This is a genomic window from Denitrificimonas caeni (assembly GCF_905120345.1).
GTDB lineage: Bacteria > Pseudomonadota > Gammaproteobacteria > Pseudomonadales > Pseudomonadaceae > Denitrificimonas > Denitrificimonas caeni_A.
This window is the reverse complement of record NZ_CAJHOA010000001.1, coordinates 410511-431507: the sequence shown is the minus strand read 5'-3', so window position 1 is coordinate 431507 and position 20997 is coordinate 410511. Positions and strand designations below refer to the sequence as shown.

Here is a 20997-nt window from a genome sequence, read left to right as displayed (position 1 = left end):
TCAGTTGTCGGGCAGTGGAGAGTTACAGAGCTTCTGCACCTGTTTCGCCTGTACGGATGCGCACGACGTGTTCTAAATCGGTCACGAAAATTTTGCCGTCGCCAATGGAGCCGGTATGTGCGGCCTTAATGATGGCGTCGATGACTCGATGCAGGTTGTCGTCGCTGACCGCCACTTCGAGCTTGAGCTTGGGAAGAAAATCCACCACGTACTCGGCGCCGCGATACAGTTCGGTATGGCCCTTTTGCCGACCAAATCCTTTGACTTCGGTGACGGTGATGCCTTTTACACCAATATCAGAAATGGCCTCACGTACATCGTCGAGTTTGAAGTGTTTGATGATGGCTGAAATGAGTTTCATGCTGTTGTCCCTGAGAGTGAAGATGAACGAATGATTGAACGACTCAGTAGTGTTAAAGCAGCACTCATGCCAACTTAAAAAAGGCGATATATTTCAATGGGATAGGTGTTATTTATGACTGTTTAACAAGTTATTTTGCGTGATAATGAAGAGTTTTAGTGCAGTTGGGCACTAAAAAAGTGCGCCGTGATTAGTGCTTGACATAAGGTTTGCGCTGTCAGTAGTTTTGCCTGCTGGATTAATTTAAACAGGGGTATTTGTATGCAAAACTGTCAGGCTGAGATCGCCCGTGCCCTTCATGTAGCCGCCCCGTTTCGTGATGAAGCAGAGCTGGCTGCGGACATTGCGCGGCGGATTACTTTTATCCAAACAACCTTGCAAGAAAGCGCTTTAAAAACTTTAGTACTGGGCATCAGTGGTGGAGTGGACTCCAGCTTGGCAGGGCGCTTGGCGCAATTGGCAGTCGAGGGCTTGCGCGCGCAGAGCGGTGATCACCGCTACCGTTTTATTGCGGTACGTTTGCCTTATCAACATCAGCAGGACGAAGCGGATGCCCAGTTGGCGCTGAAATTTATTCGTGCCGATGAAGAAAGTACTGTCAACATTGCGACTAGCGTTGCGAGCTTATGCCAAGAAATAGGCCAGCTGGACAGCCTCAGTGCGACTCGCGCCGATTTTGTCCACGGCAATATCAAGGCGCGAATGCGGATGCTCGCGCAGTATGCCATTGCTAACGCCACAGACGGGTTAGTGATTGGCACCGACCATGCGGCTGAGGCGGTGATGGGCTTCTTTACCAAATTTGGTGATGGTGCTTGCGACCTTGCTCCTTTAAGCGGTTTAGTTAAGGGGCAAGTCCGAGCCATGGTCTGTTATTTAGGTGCACCTACAGCGCTGGCCGACAAAACACCGACTGCTGATTTAGAAGAACTGAGCCCAGGGAAACCTGATGAAATGGCGTATGGCATCAGCTATGCGGACATCGATGCTTTTTTACACTGTCAGCCTGTGTCTGCGGCTGTTTTTGCATGTATCACGCGTAGCTATGCGGCCAGTGCACACAAACGGCAATTGCCAAAAACACCTTGCAGGTAAGTGCATGCTTTAGGTGCGCTTGCCTTCTTATGGCGCAGAGTATTGCTGGCACAGTCTGACAAACTCGCGGTTTCTCAGGCTTTTCTGCATATTAAAAGCTGGCACAGTTTTCGCTAGAGACTTTCGTCTATATTATTAGGGAATCTCCAGCATGAGCGTTATCCCATCTCCTTTGCTTTTTACCAAAATGCACGGTCTTGGCAATGATTTTATGGTGTTAGATGCTACGCGTGAGCCGATCTTATTAACCGCTGGGCAGATTCGCCAGTTGGCCGACCGACATTTTGGCGTCGGCTTTGATCAGCTCTTGTTAGTTGAGGCCGCTAAGCAGTCAGGCGTGGATTTTAACTATCGTATCTTTAATGCTGACGGTAGCGAGGTTGAGCAGTGTGGTAATGGTGCACGTTGCTTTGCACTCTATGTGCAGGGGCAAGGCCTTACTATGAAAAATCCGATTCGTGTGGCCACGCAGGCGGGTATCATCGAGTTAACGATCAATAATGCAGGACTGGTCCGAGTAGACATGGGTGTTCCCAAAACGAGGCCAGCAGATATTCCATTTATCGCCGATGGCAATTCCAACTTCTATCAACTGGACGTCGCAGGGGAAATGCTAAAGCTTGCCGTCGTTAATATGGGGAATCCTCATGCAGTACTGCCTGTGCACTGTGTTGAACAAGCACAAGTGCAACGTTTGGGACGGCTTATAGAGACACACCCGCGTTTTCCAGCCATGGTCAACGTTGGTTTTATGCAAGTGCTGGCACGTGATGTCATCAAACTTCGTGTGCACGAGCGTGGCACCGGTGAAACATTGGCCTGTGGTAGTGGCGCATGTGCTGCAGTAGTGGCAGGTATCCGCGCGGGCTGGTTGGACGCTAAAGTTCAGGTGCTGCTTACCGGTGGTTCGTTACAAATAGAATGGGGCGGTGATACTGCGCCAGTGCTGATGCAAGGCTCTGCAAGTAAGCTGTATGAGGGGCAGTGGGTTGCGAGTTTATGAATGCAATGTAGTAATAAATTATAATTTAAAAAGGACTGAATCTTTGAATGTATGGGCATTGTCCTGTGTCATTTTGATTGGTTTAGATTTAGCAGTAGTATCAGTATAAATGAGCTGTCATAAGGGGTTTTTATGTTGAAACTGTTGCATATAGCATTCAATTGATCGATGAATCCGTACGGTTTATTTCCGAATTTAATATTGAAGATTATTTAGAACGTGGAGTGATGCAATGGTTGTTACCGGATCAACAGCGTATTTTACTCAAGTTACGCGTCAGTTTATGGCTCGTGCAACACCTTGAAGAAACGCCTTTATCCAAATCAACAAGGGTTAGCAGCAGAGCACGACAACTCAGAATACTATCTGCTTGAAGCTGAAGTGCTCGACTGTATGCAGTTACGCCGCTGGCTATTGAGCCAAGGTGCCAGTTTGCAATGAACCATTGCGCGAGCGGATGAGGGATATTGTGCGGGAGCAGGCGCTCTCTTACTTGGCCAAGTAAGAGAGCGCCTTAAGAGTTAACTATGCTAGGTTACTACCGTCGAGCAAGGGCTTAGACGTTTATCTATGTCTAATCATAGTGTCTAGAATAGAGCCCAGGCCGGTCGTGAAAGAACGGCCTATATGGCTATTTAACATCGTTAATGTGAGTTGCATCCTCGGCAATTTTAGTCTGATCGTTTTTAACATCCTTGCGTTCTTCTGGTGCTTTCGGCGGTACAAGGCTGATCAGTGTGGAGTCTTCGTCGAGTTTGAGTTTGTCCATTGATTTTACTGGCTCGATGTGATCTTTACCGTCAATTAAGAACAAGACTAGAGCTTGATGTTGATACTGCTCGAGAAAATCCTGATAGCTGAACTCTGCGCTGAGTTGGGTGGTTTTTATCACATAGCCTTGACTGGCTAAGCTGGCAAGCTTGGCGTAGCTGACACCATCAAACAGACCACGAGTCTGCTGTATTTTCTCAGCAGTCTTATGACGGGCTTTCTGGTCTTGCTCACCTTCGGTAAGACTGAACACACTGTCGTGGTCGCCAAACCAGTCGAGAAAGTGATAGGTGGCCAATGAGTTCATGTGTTTGTAAGGTGAAATAACTAGAAGATTACCAATGCCGGTCAAGTTGAGCTGGTTTGAAGCGTGCTCGGAGACTGGATTACCAAAGTAAACTTGCAGGTTTTCCATACGCGCTTGGCGAACATTCTCCCAGTTGGTATCCGCTAACATAACGGGGACTTCATGTTTTTTAAGTTCTTTACCAATCATGCGCGCGACTGGGTTAGCACCTAGAATCAGAAATCCAAACTCCGGAGGTTCGGCTACACCCAGCAACTTGGCCAACGGACGGGCAGTCAGACTCTGGATCGTCACGGTGGCAATAATTAGCATAAACACCAGAGGTACCAAGGTTTCTGCACCCTCGTAGCCGTTGCTTTGTAGTTGGAATGCAAACAGCGCCGAGACCGCGGCTGCAACAATACCGCGTGGTGCAATCCAACTTAAAAACAGTTTTTCCCGCCAGTTCAGACCGGTTCCAATGGCCGACAGCACGATGCTTAACGGGCGAGCCACCCACATCAATATCACCAAGACTAAAGCCAGTCCCCAGCCGAGATCGACGATGGCTGAAAACTCGATACGCGCTGCCAAAATAATAAACAAAGCGGAAATCAGCAGGACACTTAAGGATTCTTTGAACTCCAGAATACCGTCTACCGATACCTGCTTCATATTGGCCATCCAGATGCCCATGATGGTCACGGTTAACAGGCCAGATTCGTGAGCAATTTCGTTGGACAAAGCGTACACGCCTAACATAAACGTCAGTGTGCCGGCGTTGTGCAGATAATGCGGTATCCAGTGTTTACGTAGCACCTGACCATTCAAATACCCAGCCGCCGCACCCAATACGCTGCCGACTACGATGGTTTTTCCAAAAATATACAGGGAGTGACCAAAAACGTTGCCCATGCCCCACGATACGATACCTTCATACACCAGCACCGCGAGCAAGGCGCCAAGCGGATCAATAATGATGCCTTCCCATTGCAGTATGTTGGCCAGCTTGGCATTAGGTCGTACCGAGCGTAATAAAGGTGCGATCACGGTGGGGCCCGTCACTACGGAAATAGCACCGAACAGTAGAGAAATTTCCCAGGAAATAGCTAAAATCCAGTGTGCAGAGAGGGTGCCGATAATACCGGTGACAACCGCACCCACTGGGATCAGGTTACGTACCATCTTGCTATGACCGCGAATCTCTGAAAAACGCAGAGTTAAGCTGCCTTCAAAGAGGATAATGGCCACCGCGAGGGAGATCATTGGAAACAGCAGATCACCGAATACTTCTTCTGGGTTTAGATAGTGAAGAACCGGTCCGCAGGCGATACCGCAGGCTAGCAGAAATAAAATGGCTGGTACACGCACACGCCACGCCAGCCATTGACAAAACAGCGACAAAACACCAATAGAAGCGAGCAGCAAAACAGTGCTAACGGGCATAAACAATAGAGTCCATAAATTGTGACTGTGCACGCTGGCAGATTTTATCCAACAGCGGTGAAACAGTAAAAGTCTAAGTGGGTGATTATTGAGCGCGCTCACAGCAAAGCCCAATCTACTCTAGGAGTATACGGTCTTTATGCTGAAATGCTGATACGGATTGCGAGCAGTTAATGAGAATGGTTTTTCTCGCGATTTTTTAGATATTTGATCGTCTAGCTAAGCTAGGAGTTGACCTCCGTTATCTAGCCTAGAGTTATTTAACGTAGAATATTTTCAATCACATCTACAATTATGTTGGTGACGTTATCAACCATCAAAATATCATCGTCGACCCTAACATAGCGGTAATTATCCTGAGGCGGCGATAGACGATAGCGCAGCTCCTTGGGCAGATCGTAGTACTGGGTATGCTTGGTGAAATGTTTGCCTTTTTTCCATTTTTTAGCATAGCCAGGAGGTTGGCAGCGATTATTCTTTTTCGCTAATCCACGTGGGCATTTGCCTTGGTAGTGCTGGTCGCGATAATACTGGTTGATCAAGCGTCGATCATTATTGTAAAAACCATATCTTAGCGGACGATCGCGGCGATTATCATTGCCGTATCTGCCATTGTGATGTTTGTCGTTGTTGTAACGATAATTATGATTTTTCTCGTAACGATATTCTTGTCCTTTGCGATTATTGCCTTGCGCCCAATGCGGTTTATCAGCGAAAGCGCTGCCTGCTAAAAGCGACAGCATAATGCCGATCATAATGAAGGGAAACGATAATTTTCTAACAATATTCAGCATGACAGATCCTGTGTGCTAAAGGGTGTGCAAATTAAAATGGGTAAAAATACTGCATCGTTTTAGTCGTGCTGCTACTTTTTAAGTTCATCAGTAACGGAAATATTTGAGTGAATGGAACTGATTGGCATTCTAGGTGCCTAAACGGCAATCTTTTACTCAGAGCGTACTCTTGATGTCGGTCGTTAAGCCTTTCCAACGCTATATTAGCAGCACTAAAACGCAGTTGTTGTTAGCCGGTACACTCTCGGTGATAGCTTTAGCGTTTGCTGTCAGTCAAATATGGGCAGATCCAAAACCTGCTGATCTTTCAGAAAGCCCCTTTGCTTTAACAGCTAACTTACTTGCTGAATGGCAGGACGGTGACGTGATTGTTTTTGTGCGTCATCTAGAGCGTTGCAGTCGCGTTGAGGCAGCCTGTCTAGGTGAACCAACAGGAATTACACAGCGCGCAACCACGATCGGCTTAGAACTGCGTGAGCAGTTTTTAGGCTTAGGTCTTGAATCCGCTGATATCTACAGCAGCCCATTGATTCGCACCAGCCAAACCAGCGAATTGGTATTCGCTGCTCCGGTTACTCACGAAGACTTTTTGTATCAATGCAAAGAAAACTTCGTTCAAGATGCGCTCGCTAAAAAAATACCTGGACGTAATTTGGTGCTAGTGACTCATAGTAGCTGCATGGATGAGGTTAACGAACATTTAGACTACGCCGACCTGGATTATGAATACGGCGCATCGGTATTTATGAATGTTGAAAGCCATGCTAAGCAACAGATTTTAGGTTTTATTGATGCAGATGACTGGTCTATGACTTTAGCGCCAAAATCATAAGCCATGGAGCCTGCCTGCTGAAACCGTTAAATAGTCCCTTGCAACTCATACACTGTTCGTTCAGCCATTTATCAATATAAAAAACCTCAAGGCCTATAAGGACGCTTGAGGTTTTTTAGTGTGACACTTAAGTCATGCCAAGTAACGCTTAGTAACGCGCGTCTTTTGGTTTTTTACCGGTCGGCCAGTCATTCACTTTGCCAGCGAAGTCAGGGCGTGGTTTATGGGTAAAGAACTCGGCAACATCAACGGCGTCTTGATCGCTGAGCACATTACCATGTCCCCATAGGCCTTTGGTTTGGATACCCATAGGCATATTGTATTTTACAAAAGCCGCCGCTTTGTAAGTCCGCGCCATGCCTGCACCGATATTAAAGGACTCATCGCCCCATAACGGCGGGAAGACGATATCGCCGCGGCTGTCTTTCATTCCTTCACCGTTGTCACCATGGCAGGCTGCACATTGCACGTGATAGATTTTCTCACCGCGTACCGTGTCAGGAACTAACGAGGTATCCACTTCACCGGCATTGTTGATGGCGACTTTTTGGCTTTTGGGGGTGTTTTGCGCCAACCATTTCATGTAGGCAACCATCGCCAGCATTTCAGCTGAATCACGGTCGACCGCCTTACCGTTCATCGAACGTTGGAAACAGCCGTTAATTCGCATCTCTAAATCAACCATTTTCTCGGCACGTGGCATCACCCGCGGGTAGAAGTTGTAGCTGTTGATGTACGGATCGCCCAGCGGGATTTTACCTTGCGAGATATGGCAGCTATTACAGTTCATCGCCGCACCGACGTGGTCAGGCATCAGGCGCTTGGTTTCATTGAGGAGTCGCTTGCCATAGAAAATCTGCTCAGCATTAGGCTCTTTCAAGATAGAAGTATCTTGCGGGAGAACATAGGTGCCGATGTCTTCGTTCGCATCATCGGTGGTGACCAGATCAAACTGAGGAGCATTACGTTCAATTGGCTTCGGGGCATCACAGCCGCTGATTGCGAAAACGCACACAGTAGCAAGTACAGTCATCGACAGGCTAAAGGGGTTAACACTGGCAACATCAGGCAGGTTTAAGAGTGATTTATTCACGGTTTGCTCCTTTTGCTGCAGCAGTAATACTTAGATCAGGTGCTACGTCTGTACCTGTTTTTGGTTTTTTGCTGAGGAAGTGACGCATTTTCACCACATCATCCACGTCAACCTTACTGCCTTGGTTGGTCCAACTGTTGCGGATATAGTTGACTACTTCAGCCACATCCGCATCACTCAGGTTAATAAACTCCGGCATGGTAAAGGCCATGCGATCATGTGGCGTATCGGGCATGCGGCCACCGCTTAAGGTGATCTGCAGTACCGAGTCCGCGTCGCGTGAATAGACGGCGCTATTGCCCTCAAGAGCAGGGAAAATACGCGGAACACCTTTACCGTCAGCACGGTGGCAGATTTGGCAATATTCAGCGTATAAAATCGAACCGCGTGAATCATAAACGCCATCCATGAGCTTCTGCGTAGTGACATCTTCTTTGGCTGCGATGGTTACAGGTTCGCCGGGTTTTGGACTTAGCGTTTTCAAATAGGCTGACATCGCGTAAAGGTCGTCTTCAGTCATATATTGAGTACTGTGTTCGACGACTTCGGCCATTGCCCCAAAAGCAGCGGTGATGTCAGTACGACCGGTTTTGAAAAAATCAACCAGCTCAGCGGTACTCCAGATTGCCAGACCGTCATGCTCACCACGTAGGCTTTTTGCACGCCAGCCGTCGATGACGGCACCACTTAAAAACTCTTCTGAGTCAGCGTTAGACAATGCCAGCTCTTGAAAGCCAATCCCGCGTTCGGTATGGCATGAGCCACAGTGGCCTGGGCCTTCAATCAGGTACTGACCACGCGCGAGTACGGCGTCATCAGTCTCAGCAATAAATTCACGCTCAGGCGCAAAGATGGCTTGCCAGTAGGCTAACGGCCAACGCCAGTTCAGCACAGGCGGCATCTCACTGGGTTTGTTGGTTTGCTTGACTGCTTTTACACCTGACATAAAGTAGGCGTACATCGCGGCCATGTCTTCCTCTGGCATGATTTGGTAGGACGGGTAGGGCATGGCAGGGTAGAGCGCGCTATTGTCTTTACGCACACCATGTTTAGTGGCGTTATTAAAATCGTCAAAGGTGTAATTGCCGATACCGGTTTCTTTGTCTGGGGTAATGTTGGTTGAGTAAATAGCCCCAAGCGGTGTCAGCATGGGTAAACCACCAGCAAAATCTTCACCATTAAGAGTGGTGTGGCAGGCGACGCAGTCCGCTGTGCGTGCAACATACTGGCCTTTTTTGATCAGTTCAGGATCATTGATATTGACTTCAATAGTACTGGTGCTCGTACGTAGATTGGGCAGTGCTTGCCCAAGAGCAAACGCCAGTGCCAGTCCGCCGACTCCGAGGACAGCGATAGTGAGTGGCCACTTTTTCATAAGCCATATTCCCTTAGACAAGTATAATTGCCATCGTGCATGATTAAATTAGGCATCTTTTATGCGAGCCAATGATTCGATTTTGCTGAGTGAGCCACTCAACTTATCTTATTAGTATATATCTTAATAATATAAGTGATTAAATAGAAGTAAATAGTCGAAAATAAGACAGAATTCGAAGGTATTGCCATAAAATGTCAATACTTTGTCAGATAACTGTTGTTTTGATAGCGACTTTATAGCTCTGTGAACAGGTCTACTTTTTTCTTCAGTAGGATCGGCGGGCTTGATTTTATAGCGCTTATAGGGCGTGCTGTGTTGCTTTTGCAGTCAGTACAACCCCATTAAATGTAAGTGATCCGAGCTTTTAGTGGGGTTTCTGGTTGTTGTTACAACACTTAATTACTGATTATTTTAACAGCGGGTGTCGCTTGCTGATTACCCTCGGCAGCAACTAGCTGTGTGGCCTCGCAACGCATAAGAAAACTTATCGCAGGGCTGCTGGTGTCTTTTTTCACGATGAGTTCGAGTAAGCTGCCTCTGAGCAAAGCACTGGTGAGCTCTGCCGGTTTACCATTGATCCAAGCTAAGCCGGTGAGTTGCTGATACTTTTGCTTAAGCTCAACGCGGTAGGTTTCATTGCTTGTTGTTTGCCACTCCCAAGTGCCAGCAATTTTTGCCGGTACGATCCACTTGTATAAATTGACACTGCCGCAACTCTGCCGCTGATCCGCCTTCCAGTCACCCATATTAAAGGCATGAGAAACAATGCGAGTGCCTGGACGGAGTTCGTCGAGCATTCGAGGCCGTAGTTGAATGTTAACTAAATCAAGTAGGTAGAGCGTGACGACGGTGGCTTGGCTAAAATCAGCTTCGAGTAAGTCGCCTTCAATAAAATTAACTAAATACTCTACACCGCTGTAACTTGCGTACTCAAACGCTTCGGCGATACGCATTGGGTCGATATCAATCCCTACGCCGTGTGTATTGCGCTCTAAAGCGGCAGCAACAACGATGCGGCCATCACCACAGCCGAGGTCGTATAGAACATCTTTGCTGTGAATCTCAGCCAAGTCGAGCATGGCATTAACAATTTTTTCATCGCTGGGTATGAATGGTACATCTAAAACAACATCTGACTGATCGCTAGAGTAATCAGCAAAATCGAGGTCTCTAAAACCTCGATCAGAGAGGGAGTCATCATCAATGTTGTAACCTAAATCTCTAAGTTCATCGATCAACTCATCATCATGATTAAATGCTAATTCTTTGTACAAAGCTGACCCCTGAAGATTAAAAAATTATATTTTATGCTGTTCTGATATTTAATGTATGGCGGGTTAAAACACAACAGCACGTGATAAGTGTGTATCTGCTCTAGCCTATTAATAGGTATAGCTGCTTTCGCCTAAACCTTGGCACTTAATCTACCTCAACATATTTAGGCGTGCCGTGACGCGACTCGCTGCAGTCGGAGTGCTCTTAACTTAGCGGCTTACTGAACAAACTCACTATATTAGAGGGTGTAGATGCTTCTTCTAGTTGAGTACTAAAGGGTGAGATTTTCACTTTTAAACACTGTCTGACACGCTTTAAACGCTCATCTGGGTCGAGAACTTTAACTGCGATCATTTCCCAAGCGAGGTAGGTAGACAGTAATGTTGAATCACTCATATCCTCTAAAAGCTCAATACTGAGATATTCCAGCATGTCGACAGCAAAGACCTTAACTGCATTGTTCAGCGTCTCATTAGGGTAAGCGGTGCCGCGCTTAGTCCCGCGGATAATGGCTCTTAAGCGTGATTCTAACATTGTCTTAATAGCCCCAATAAATCGTTAATAATTCACCGTAATACGTTTGCTCGGTCGACGATACCTGAAGGTCATAGCGGATTTCGTAAGAGGTAGGTGATCTGACGTTATGATGTTATCTCATCTTATACTGGGTTGCGCAGTAACCGCGGCTGATATCTGGATGTCGCAGCTTGAGGTGCTTGGTTTTACGACCGCTGACTCTACAGCGCCATAGGCGAAAGGATGAGGCTTTTAACTCGCGACGCATCAGCTCAATTAAAGCGCTTTGATTTAAGCCATAGAGTTGCTGTATTGCTTCAAATGGGGTGCGATCTTCCCAAGCCATTTCTATAATTCGCGAGAGATTGGCTGTATCGAACTGACTCATGTTTATACGTCCTCAGTTGGCGGGATGATAAAACGATCGCCCATTAATCCTGCATCAATATGACCGACTTTAACGTAAATAAGCGCCCCTTGCTCTAAGGTAAAAGGGGCATGGTTGCTGTATCGAGGGCTTCTTAGCCAGCTGCCTGCAGGGTATTCCCCATGCTCATCACAGAACAGGCCTTCCAAGACTAAAATCTCCTCACCACCGGCATGAATATGTCGGTTAAATTGTATATTAGCAGCCCAGCGCACCAGCGCTGTGTTAACACCATTGTGTTCATGTAATGGCAATACAGATAATCCATCAACTACGCCAGGACGCCAGCAGGCATCTTTTGTATTGAAGGTTAACTGGGTTGTATCGTCTTCGGAAAATTGCCACAGCTTAACCAGCAGGGTGCAGCCGCTCACTGAGAACGGCTGATGTGACGTACCAGGCGGATTACGCAAATAAGTACCAGCAGGATAATCACCATGCTCGTCAGAGAAAACACCCTCCAGCACCAAAATTTCTTCGCCCCCGTTATGGGTATGTGCGATATACCCGCTACCAGCGGCATAACGGACAATACTGGTGGCACGAGCGATTTCATGACCTGCACGCTCAAGCATCATGCGGCTGACCCCCGCTAAAGGGGACTCGATAAATTCATATTGCTCAGGGTGGATAACCACGCGCTGGCTGAAATCGCTATTTAACTGCATGCTATAAAGTCTTAATTAAAGTGGTTAAAGCAGAGCTTATTGCCGTCTAGATCTTTGACATAGGCGCCGTAAAAAACCTTAGGGATCCGCTCACCTGGAGCGCCATCACAGGTCGCACCAAGAGCGATAGCTTTGTTGTACATCGCATCTACGCCCTCCTTACTACCAGGAGCAAAGGACACCATCGTGCCGTTACCAGCCTGTGCAGGTTCTTCGTTGTAAGGAATACATACCGCAAGCATCGGTGCAGCCATGCTTTTACCAATGAAGCTGATACGTTCCATATCAATCAGAACTTTAGCACCTTGATCGGCCAGTAACTCGCTATAAAATGCTTTTGCTGCGGATAAATCACTAACACCCAAGGTTACGTAATTGATCATATTTTAGGTTCCTGATGATATGAGAAAATAACAATAAACACTTTACGCTAGTCGCGTCATGTTGATGCACTGTTTTGATTGTCTTACAAATAAAGTGACAGCTTATCAAGGCTTATGGGTGCGCTTGGCATCATTTTACTATATGGCTCTGATTGATTTTATTTATCGAGTGACGCCCGCATCAACAACCTAACTCTTTACCCTATGGTAAACTATGATTTTTGAATGCTAGCGTAAAATGCTGCAAACGTTTTAGAAAGAAGGTGTATATGAGAAGGGTTATTACGACGGTTTTTTGTCTGCTTGTTTCTGTCTCCAGTTACTCACTGGCTAACGATATCAATGACATTACAACTAAGGCAAAGCAAGGGAACGCAGAGTACCAAGCTGTTTTAGGAGGTCTGTATTACCAAGGCAAGGGTGTGCGTAAGGACTATAAGCAAGCCAGTCAGTGGTTAACTAAAGCGGCTAAGCAAGGCTACGCAGAAGCGCAATACAGTTTGGGCTGGATGCATGAGAAAGGCGATGCTGTACGGCAAGATTATGGTCAAGCAGTCAAGTGGTACACAAAAGCTGCTGAGCAAGGGCATGCAAAGGCTCAAGCCGGTTTAGGTGGGATGTATTACGCTGGCCGTGGCGTACGTCAGGATTATATACAGGCTGAGCAATGGCTGAATAAAGCGGCTCAACAAGGTCATGCAGAAGCGCAATACAGTTTGGGCTGGATGTATTACCAAGGTGAAAAATTACCTAAGCATCAGATGTTGGCTGCACAGTTATTTGACGCAGCGGCCCAGCAAGGTCATGCCAAAGCTCAATACAGCTTAGGTTGGATGTATTTCAAAGGTGAAGCAGTAGCGCCTAATCCAACGATGGCAGTGCAGCTATTCGATAGTGCTGCTCGGCAGGGGGATGTAGATGCGCAATTAACGCTGGGTGCGATTTTTTATAAAGGTGATGTGATCCAGCAAAACTATAAGACCGCAAAGCAATTATTTGAGCAAGCGGCTCAACAAGGCAGTGCGAAAGCGCAGGTTCTTTTAGGTGCGATGTATGAGTCTGGTCAAGGCGTACAGCAGAGTACAGTCGCGGCTAAAGAACTGTATAGAAAAGCCTGTAATAGCGTGGAAAAAGTGGGTTGCGATGAACACCGAAGACTGAGCAGTCACTAGACGTTGAGTCTGTTACATATTGCATGGTTTCACTTTTTAACCAGCCTAGTGCTGGTTTTTTTAAGTAGAAGAAGTGAGACCGTGCTTAATCCTCTTGAAACAGATTGGCTTAGGCGCTGCTGTCGATATGCAGCGGTTTAATATCTTTAAGACGTCCTCTACGGTAAGTACCTGGCGTACTGCCTGTCCAGTTGCGAAAAGCACGATTAAAACTTGCCAAGTCTTCAAAACCAAGCTGTCCGGCCAGTACGGCTAAAGAGACAGAGCTGCTGGTGAGCTGTTGGATAGCAAAGTCACGACGAACTTCATCTTTTACCGCTTGAAAGTGAGTTCCTTCTGCCGCTAAGCGGCGTGATAAGGTTCTAACTGACAGATGCAGTGCTTGTGCAACCTGCTGGATAACCGCGCTGATTTGTTCCGAGACACTTAAATAATCACGCACACGGTGCGCAAGCAGTTGTTCGCTAAAAGAAACATACATCCAATCTGCTGGGGCTTTTTGCAAAAAATCACTTAACTGCTGTTTACTTTGACGGATGGGTTTGCGTAGAAACTTGCGGTCAAAATGGATCGCGGTCCAAGGTTGGTCAAAGGCGACCTCACCCGGATAGAAGTACAGGTACTCATGACTATGCTGAGGTTGATGGTACGCACAACTTATTTTTATCGGCGGGATTTTCTCTGCAATCAGCCACGAAGCCATACCGTGTACCAGCTTTAGCATCAACTCATGCACTAACACTCTATCGCCTTGCGGAACCGCTTTCTCTACAAACCGCATAGAAGCGACCTCATGGCTGACGACGAGCTGATAAGCAGCATCATCTAAGATTAAGCGGAAAAACTGACTGAAACGGTGCAATGCCACCTGTAAGTTAGGCGCATCCATAACACTTAGACATAAATATTTCAGTGTGCCGCCACGTAAGGGACGGCTAAAAAAACCAGGTGTTTCATCGTCGTATTCATTGGCTAGCAGGCGGTACAAGCGTGCAAATTGTAAAACAGTCACTCGACCATGTGGGGCTTCTAATAGAAACAAAGGAATCTTTGCTTGCGACAAGAAAGACTTGCGTCGTATCAAGCTTGTGCTCAGGCCTTGAAACAGGTTGTGAACAAAATGCATGGGCACGGTGGTGGCAGAGGTATCCATTTTAAACTCGTCTTAAACTATAAAATTGGCATGAAATGTTAATAATTTGGCTTAAATCGCCAAACACTTATTTTAAATTAGCCTAGTATTCATCATGTGAATCTGTAGTGAAACTAATAATCACCAAGATATTAGCCTGCTACACAGATAAATTGTCAGGTAGAACAAAAATAATAAATTGAAATGGAGAACTATGATGTTTATCAAGATCATCTCTAATATGGCCGCTTTAGTTAGTCACTCGCGCTTGTTTTTTTCATTATTTGCTGCCACTACTGCAAAAAAAACGGTGGGGTATCGATGCGTTAATGCCGATCATGTGCTTAGCCAGGCAGGAGCATCTATATTATGAGCAGTTGCCCTCAAGCCAATACGATTAGCGCTGCACTCAGTCGTAGCGCACGTAAAAATGCTCGCGCTGTGGCATTAAAATTCCAAGATCGACAGTGGACGTATCAGGCGCTCAATCTGGCCGTTAATAAAGTGGCTAACCAGCTATTACAGCAAGGGCTTAAACCTGGCGATAGAGTCGTTGCTTATGGCAAGAACTCAGATGCCTATGTGCTGGCTTGGTTGGCTATTTTGCGTGCTGGACTTGTGCATGTGCCCTGCAACTTTGGCTTAAGTGGCGAAGAGTTGCGCTATGTTATTCAGCAGTCAGAGGCGCGTGGACTGATCAGTGATGTCAGCCTTGCTGCTCAGGTTGAGCCAGCGATTGTTGGGCTGGATCTGAGGTTGCAAGCACACTTCTATAATGACGAGCCGAGTCATGTTGATATTTTACAATTGGCGTTGGCGGATCTACCAGCACACTCCCCAGAGGTCAGTGTTACGGGTGCTGATGTCGCACAGTTTTTATATACCGCAGGCACCACCGCAGCACCTAAAGCCGCGATGATGACGCATCAAGCACTGATGGCCGAGTACTTTGCTTGCATGGTGGAATTAGACCTCAAAGCCAATGAGCCGATGTTGGCTGCCTTGCCGCTCTATCACTCAGCGCAAATGCATGTGTTCTTAATGCCTGCGTTGCTGTTGGGTGCCACTGTGCGTTTGCTGGAAAGTCCGGTGGCGGATCTGTGCTTACAATGGATTGAGCACGAATCGATTGTGTCATTTTTTGCCCCGCCAACTTTTTGGATCGCCTTATTGCGTCATCCTGATTTTGATCAGCGCAATCTCAGTAGTCTAAAAAAAGCCTATTACGGCGCATCTATTATGCCGGTGCCAATACTGAAGGAATTGCAGCAGCGCTTACCAGGCGTGGGCTTGTACAACTGCTATGGGCAAAGTGAAATAGCGCCACTGGCCACTGTCTTGCGTCCAGACGATCATGAGGCTCGTCCGGCCTCAGCAGGACGCCCCATCCTTACTGTCGAAACACGTATTGTTGATGCGCAGATGAATGATCTGCCGGCGGGTGAACAGGGCGAAATAGTGCACCGCTCGCCACAACTGCTGACGGGGTATTGGAATAATCCGCAGATGACCGTAGAGGCTTTTAAAGGCGGCTGGTTCCACTCCGGCGATGTCGGCTATATGGATGAAGAAGGTTACTTGTTTATTGTTGATCGTATTAAAGATGTGATTAACACCGGCGGGGTGATGGTGGCCAGTCGCGAAGTGGAAGAAGCTATTTTTACTCATCATGCGGTTTCTGAAGTCGCGGTGATTGGTATGCCCGATGATAAGTGGATTGAAGCCATTATCGCTGTGGTGGTGCTTAAAGAAAATTTGACTGCCAGCGCTGATGAGATTATTCAGCATGTGCGTCTGCATTTGGCCGCTTTTAAACTGCCTAAAAAAATCGTTTTCAGTCAGACTCTACCTAAAAGTAGCGCAGGGAAAATACTTAAACGACTGCTGCGAGAGGAGCTTCAATAATGCTTGAACAGGATGATAATACAAGGCTTTTCTACGAGATGATTTGCCGTTTCTTAGAACGCGAAGCTGACCCGTATTACCCCGAATGGGAAGCGGCAGGGCAGGTGCCGCGAGATTTTTGGCTGAAACTCGGTGAAGCGGGGATGTTAGCCATTGATCTGCCTGAAGAGTATGGCGGCACTGCTGCTGATTTTGCTATTACGCAGTTGGTCTTAGAGGAAATTTCGCGGCGTGGTTTTGGCGGGCTTGCTAGCGCTTATAACATTCATGCCAATATTGTCATCCCTTACCTTGAACACCTCGCCAACGAAGAGCAAAAGCAGCAATGGTTGCCGCGCATGGCCACGGGTGCAGTGATGAGCGCGATTGCCATGACGGAACCGGGGGCGGGCAGCGATTTGGCTAACATCAAAACTCGTGCTGTAAAAGTGGTGGACGGCTGGCTGCTTAGCGGTTCAAAGATTTTTATCACCAACGGTATGATCGCTGACATGGTCATTGTCTGCGCGAAAACAGATCCTGCTGCTGGTGCAAAAGGTATGTCGTTGTTTTTGGTGGATGCACATTTGCCAGGCTTTTCCCGTGGCAAGCCGATTCAGAAAATAGGTCAGCATGCCAGTGATACCGCCGAATTGTTTTTTGAGCAAATGCTGCTGCCGGCCAATGCGTTGTTAGGTGAGGAAGGCGCAGGCTTTGCTTACTTGATGCAAGAGTTGCCACGTGAACGCCTCGGTGTTGGTGCGCAAGCATTGGGAGCGATGGAAGGGGCGTTAGCCTTGACGCTGGCTTATGTCAAAGAGCGCAGTGCCTTTGGTCAGCCGATTGCTAGCTTTCAAAATACTCGTTTTAAACTTGCGGAAGTACGAGCGCAAATTGATATGGCACGAGCGTACTTCAATCACTGTCTCACTTTATATCGACAAAAACGCATGACCAGTACCGATGCTGCTATTTTAAAATTACAGCTCACTGAAATGCAGTGCCAAACCATTGACCAATGTTTACAGCTGTTTGGTGGTTATGGCTATACTTTGGACTATCCTATTTCACGTTTCTATGTGGATGCTCGGGTACAAACTATTTACGCCGGCACTTCTGAGATTATGAAAGAAGTGATTGCGCGCTCAATGCTTGGTAAATAAACAATAAGGACAAGAAGATGAAATTTAACTCAGTTGTTATCGTTGACGGTGTGCGTACGGCTATTGGTGGCTTTGCGGGTAGCTTGGCGGCTTTAAGTCCCGCTGAAATGGGTATAGCCACGGCCAAAGAAGTGATTAAGCGCAGTGGTGTTGATGCCAAGCTCATTGATCATGCGGTGTATGGACATATTATTACCACCGCGGCGCAAGATGCTTACCTTGCTCGACATATTGCCATCAATTCCGGCTTAGCGGATAGCTCAGCGGCGTTTAACGTCAATCGACTCTGTGGTTCTGGGCTACAAGCGATTATTTCTGCCGCGCAAATGATTGAGGCCGGCGATAGCAAACTGGCCTTGGCCGGTGGTGCCGAATCGATGAGCCAAGGTGGATACTTGTTACCGAAAGTGCGCTCCGGCCTGCGTATGGGTGATAGTACGGTGCAAGATTTGACTCTCGGTATTCTCAGCGATCCGTTTGGCACCGGTCATATGGGCGTTACTGCGGAAAACATTGCGGCTAAATACGGCTTTACTCGCCAACAACTGGATGAGTTTGCCCTTGCCAGCCATCAAAAAGCGGCGGCAGCTATCGCTGCAGGACGTTTTGCCGAGCAAATTGTGCCGATTATGGTTAAAAAAGGTCGTGAAGAAGTACGCTTTGACACTGATGAGCATGTGCGTGGTCAAGTGACTCTAGACGATTTAGCTAAGCTCAGACCGGCCTTTAAAAAAGACGGTTTAATTACGGCTGGAAATGCTTCCGGGATTAACGATGGTGCGGCTTCGTTACTGCTAGCGGATGCAGCAACAGCGGCTGAACAAGGCCTTAAAGTACGTGCGCGTTTAGTCGCTAATGCCTTCTCTGGTGTTGATCCGAGCTTGATGGGCTTGGGACCTATTAGTGCCGTGAATAAAGCTTTACAGCAAGCCGGTCTGACGATTAATGATATTGATGTGATTGAATCTAATGAAGCTTTTGCGGCGCAAGCGATGGCGGTTGCGCAAGAGTTAGGCTTTGCGAGCGAGCGAGTCAATCCCAATGGTGGTGCAGTGGCGATGGGGCATCCTGTCGGTGCCACTGGTTGTATTCTGACGGTGAAAACCCTGTATGAGCTAGAGCGCTGCCAGGGTCGTTACGGTTTAATCACCCTGTGCATCGGTGGTGGCCAAGGTATTGCTCTAATTATCGAGCGAGTGGACGGATAACCCTTGGCTAGGGTAACGGTATATACAGTTTTTTCGGATTAAGATCATAATCTCAACGGGTTGACGCACATCTGTCTGATGCTGAGCTAAGATGAGCTGATGCAAACGACTATAAGATTGAGTATCAACGAGACATTATGATATTTTTACCGCTGTATCGCACCGTTGCCCAACGCTTATCTGAAGGTGATTGGCCGAGCTTTTTTGATTCGGCCACTGTGCCTCAACTCGCTGCTATTTTGTTTATCCAAAATGCGCAGAAGTTAGCTGGCGAGCATGTCGCTCAGGCGTCTATGGAGCGACAGTTTGCGAAAATGATTACCCTCGGTAATCAAGTTAATCGCGTTAACACATCGGCCTTTCAAGCATTGCTGCGTGAGCGCTTTGCTGTGGAGCTGTTTGCGACGGGTTTGTCGCAGCTGGCAAAAATTAAAGTGGCGCTGTTAGATGATGACCATCCTGCCGATGAGTCGCGCTATATTGATGACGATGGCGAGTGGCTGTTTACTTTTAACGCCGCTTACCGGAAAGAAGTGATGCCGCTGCAACGCGTTTACTTTGATGAGTATCAGGCCGAACTGTCGGTGACTGACCCACAAAATAGAGCACTGCGTGAATTTTTAGCGGCTTCTGATGAGTCATTTAATCTGCAAGGTTATGCCGGCTCTGGCAAAACACATCTGATCAGTCGTTTTACTCAGTTATTGCACCCCAAGCGCACGCTGCTTTTGGCAAATACCTTTGGTCAGTTGCAAGCCTTGAAAAAAAGAGCAGGGCAGCACTTTGTCGCAGCGACATTTGGTCAAGCAGCAGGACAGGTGCTGGATAACAACTTACTGGCCGACAGCTGGCGGCTTAAAGATAAATCACGTTTACAGCGCACATTTCAGATCACTGCTGCTCAGTTGGCTGAGACATTTGCGATGCCGCCAGTGAGTTATTTATCACCAGAGCAAGTGGCACGCGTGTGTCTCAGAACAGTGGCCAGTTACTGCAATAGTACCGCGCAAGAAATTGATACGGTGCATCTACCTGCAGACGTTGCCAGTCATTTGTTGATGTTGGATAAAGTGGTTTTGTTGGAGATCACTAAGCAGTATTGGCATGAGCTCAATAAACCTTCAGCTGAGCACATTAGATTGCCGATCCGTGGTTACCATCGGGTTAAATTATTGTCTTTAATTGATGGCGTACTGGACACGCAGTACAGCCATATTATTGTTGACGAAGGGCACGATATCCCCACGCCCATGCTACAAATTCTTGATCGCAGCCCGCAAGCGGTGATCACTCTAAGTGATGAGCTGCAAAATCTAAATGGTATGGCGCCGGTTCGACATACGCAGATTCGTCAACGATACATTGCCCAGTCGGTACGTCTGGGCAAGCAAGTCGAGGAGGTGATTAATCCATTGATTCAAGCGCACCCAGGAACGACCAAACAGCTGTTTACTGGCCGCTCAGATCATTGCACCCACTTACAGCATTACCAAGGTTGGCAGATTCCCCAGCAAGCTACGACTATTATTGTGGCTGATGAATTTGAGCTGTTTGCTTGGTTTCAACGACTGACGCATGCGGGGGCATCGTTTGAATTAGCAGAGGCGACTTTTAAAGATTTTATGATGTTTGCTCAGGACTGCATTGGTCTTTACAACAATGCAGAGCGGCCACGACATGGTTTGATTTTTCGTTATGCTTCTTGGGATGCTTTGCGTGAGGCAATGACTAATAATGCCTCCTTTGATGCGATTGAGCGCATGTTACAAAAAGGCTATTCGCAAACAGACTTTCAACAAGCGGTTGCTCGTTATGTGCGCAAGGGAGCTGGGAAAATCATTCTGGCCCGCGTTAGCGATACTAAAAATATGGAATTTTCCAGCGTGTATTTGTCGCAGGGCTTATTGGTCAAGCCGACAGCGCATGACAATAAAGACAGCCGCGCACGTTTATTTTCCAGCTTGTATACCGCTTGCACCCGTGCGCAGCATGAACTGGTTGTACCTGATGGCTTTTCTGACTGGATTACAGATGCAGTAAAGTAGTCTTTTGGACGAGATAGAAAAGGTGAGTGAGATACTGTTAGAGCAGCAACCCTGTTGGTACTTTC

Annotated in this window: 20 protein-coding genes; 9 read left to right on the top strand and 11 right to left on the bottom strand. The window is 47.2% G+C overall.

Annotation, left to right across the window (positions count from 1 at the left end; genetic code table 11):
- Positions 1–22: 22 nt before the first annotated feature.
- Entirely contained in the window at positions 23–361 is a 339-nt protein-coding gene (locus tag JYJ62_RS01975) for a P-II family nitrogen regulator (protein WP_205340507.1), read from the bottom strand.
- A gap of 261 nt (positions 362–622) precedes the next feature.
- Between JYJ62_RS01975 and nadE the strand changes: the two genes are divergently transcribed.
- The 3 genes from nadE to JYJ62_RS01960 all read left to right on the top strand — a co-directional run bounded on the left by nadE (position 623) and on the right by JYJ62_RS01960 (position 2900).
- Entirely contained in the window at positions 623–1456 is an 834-nt protein-coding gene (nadE, locus tag JYJ62_RS01970) for an ammonia-dependent NAD(+) synthetase (protein WP_205340506.1), read from the top strand.
- A gap of 151 nt (positions 1457–1607) precedes the next feature.
- The gene (gene dapF, locus JYJ62_RS01965) at positions 1608–2459 is read left to right on the top strand and encodes a diaminopimelate epimerase (RefSeq protein WP_205340505.1); all 852 of its coding nucleotides are present in this window, start codon (positions 1608–1610) and stop codon (positions 2457–2459) included.
- Positions 2460–2759: 300 nt separating this feature from the next.
- Positions 2760–2900: a hypothetical protein gene (locus JYJ62_RS01960; protein ID WP_205340504.1), complete on the top strand. Its 141-nt coding sequence runs from the start codon at positions 2760–2762 to the stop codon at positions 2898–2900.
- Positions 2901–3090: 190 nt separating this feature from the next.
- Here JYJ62_RS01960 and JYJ62_RS01955 read toward each other — a convergent pair whose 3' ends face one another.
- Complete coding sequence (locus JYJ62_RS01955) at positions 3091–4962, bottom strand: cation:proton antiporter (RefSeq protein WP_205340503.1); 1872 nt, start codon at positions 4960–4962, stop codon at positions 3091–3093.
- 260 nt (positions 4963–5222) lie between these two features.
- Positions 5223–5756: an RcnB family protein gene (locus JYJ62_RS01950; protein ID WP_205340502.1), complete on the bottom strand. Its 534-nt coding sequence runs from the start codon at positions 5754–5756 to the stop codon at positions 5223–5225.
- Between the two features lie 172 nt (positions 5757–5928).
- Between JYJ62_RS01950 and JYJ62_RS01945 the strand changes: the two genes are divergently transcribed.
- Positions 5929–6588 carry a histidine phosphatase family protein gene (locus tag JYJ62_RS01945; protein ID WP_205340501.1) on the top strand — a complete coding sequence of 220 codons (660 nt, stop codon included), beginning with the start codon at positions 5929–5931 and terminating at the stop codon, positions 6586–6588.
- 148 nt (positions 6589–6736) lie between these two features.
- Here JYJ62_RS01945 and JYJ62_RS01940 read toward each other — a convergent pair whose 3' ends face one another.
- From JYJ62_RS01940 to JYJ62_RS01910, 7 genes are all read right to left on the bottom strand, one after another.
- Positions 6737–7681: a c-type cytochrome gene (locus tag JYJ62_RS01940; protein ID WP_232365691.1), complete on the bottom strand. Its 945-nt coding sequence runs from the start codon at positions 7679–7681 to the stop codon at positions 6737–6739.
- A complete protein-coding gene (locus JYJ62_RS01935) occupies positions 7674–9056 on the bottom strand; it encodes a cytochrome c (protein ID WP_205340500.1) in 1383 nt (460 codons plus the stop codon). The genes JYJ62_RS01940 and JYJ62_RS01935 overlap by 8 nt, the downstream gene beginning before the upstream one ends.
- A gap of 398 nt (positions 9057–9454) precedes the next feature.
- The gene (locus tag JYJ62_RS01930; RefSeq protein ID WP_205340499.1) at positions 9455–10333 is read right to left on the bottom strand and encodes a class I SAM-dependent methyltransferase; all 879 of its coding nucleotides are present in this window, start codon (positions 10331–10333) and stop codon (positions 9455–9457) included.
- A 205-nt stretch (positions 10334–10538) separates the two neighbouring features.
- Positions 10539–10868, bottom strand: coding sequence for a hypothetical protein (locus JYJ62_RS01925; RefSeq protein WP_205340498.1), 330 nt, complete (start codon positions 10866–10868; stop codon positions 10539–10541).
- A gap of 115 nt (positions 10869–10983) precedes the next feature.
- On the bottom strand, positions 10984–11238 hold the full coding sequence (locus JYJ62_RS01920) for a TIGR03643 family protein (RefSeq protein ID WP_205340497.1): 255 nt from the start codon (positions 11236–11238) through the stop codon (positions 10984–10986).
- Between the two features lie 2 nt (positions 11239–11240).
- Positions 11241–11945, bottom strand: a complete 705-nt coding sequence (locus JYJ62_RS01915; RefSeq protein WP_205340496.1) for a cupin domain-containing protein — start codon at positions 11943–11945, stop codon at positions 11241–11243.
- Between the two features lie 11 nt (positions 11946–11956).
- Positions 11957–12328: a VOC family protein gene (locus JYJ62_RS01910; protein ID WP_205340495.1), complete on the bottom strand. Its 372-nt coding sequence runs from the start codon at positions 12326–12328 to the stop codon at positions 11957–11959.
- Between the two features lie 269 nt (positions 12329–12597).
- Here JYJ62_RS01910 and JYJ62_RS01905 point away from each other — a divergent pair, with 269 nt between their 5' ends.
- A complete protein-coding gene (locus tag JYJ62_RS01905; RefSeq protein ID WP_205340494.1) occupies positions 12598–13500 on the top strand; it encodes an SEL1-like repeat protein in 903 nt (300 codons plus the stop codon).
- 109 nt (positions 13501–13609) lie between these two features.
- Here the strand turns inward: JYJ62_RS01905 and JYJ62_RS01900 are convergent, their stop codons facing one another.
- Positions 13610–14653, bottom strand: coding sequence for an AraC family transcriptional regulator (locus tag JYJ62_RS01900; protein ID WP_205340493.1), 1044 nt, complete (start codon positions 14651–14653; stop codon positions 13610–13612).
- A gap of 348 nt (positions 14654–15001) precedes the next feature.
- On the opposite strand from JYJ62_RS01900, the gene JYJ62_RS01895 reads away from it, so the two are divergent.
- The 4 genes from JYJ62_RS01895 (at position 15002) to JYJ62_RS01880 (ending at position 20932) form a co-directional block, all read left to right on the top strand.
- Complete coding sequence (locus JYJ62_RS01895) at positions 15002–16537, top strand: fatty acyl-CoA synthetase (RefSeq protein ID WP_205340492.1); 1536 nt, start codon at positions 15002–15004, stop codon at positions 16535–16537.
- Positions 16537–17679, top strand: a complete 1143-nt coding sequence (locus JYJ62_RS01890) for an acyl-CoA dehydrogenase family protein (RefSeq protein WP_205340491.1) — start codon at positions 16537–16539, stop codon at positions 17677–17679. The genes JYJ62_RS01895 and JYJ62_RS01890 overlap by 1 nt, the downstream gene beginning before the upstream one ends.
- Positions 17680–17696: 17 nt before the next feature.
- The gene (gene bktB, locus JYJ62_RS01885) at positions 17697–18887 is read left to right on the top strand and encodes a beta-ketothiolase BktB (RefSeq protein ID WP_205340490.1); all 1191 of its coding nucleotides are present in this window, start codon (positions 17697–17699) and stop codon (positions 18885–18887) included.
- Between the two features lie 137 nt (positions 18888–19024).
- The gene (locus tag JYJ62_RS01880; protein WP_205340489.1) at positions 19025–20932 is read left to right on the top strand and encodes a hypothetical protein; all 1908 of its coding nucleotides are present in this window, start codon (positions 19025–19027) and stop codon (positions 20930–20932) included.
- Positions 20933–20997: the final 65 nt, after the last annotated feature.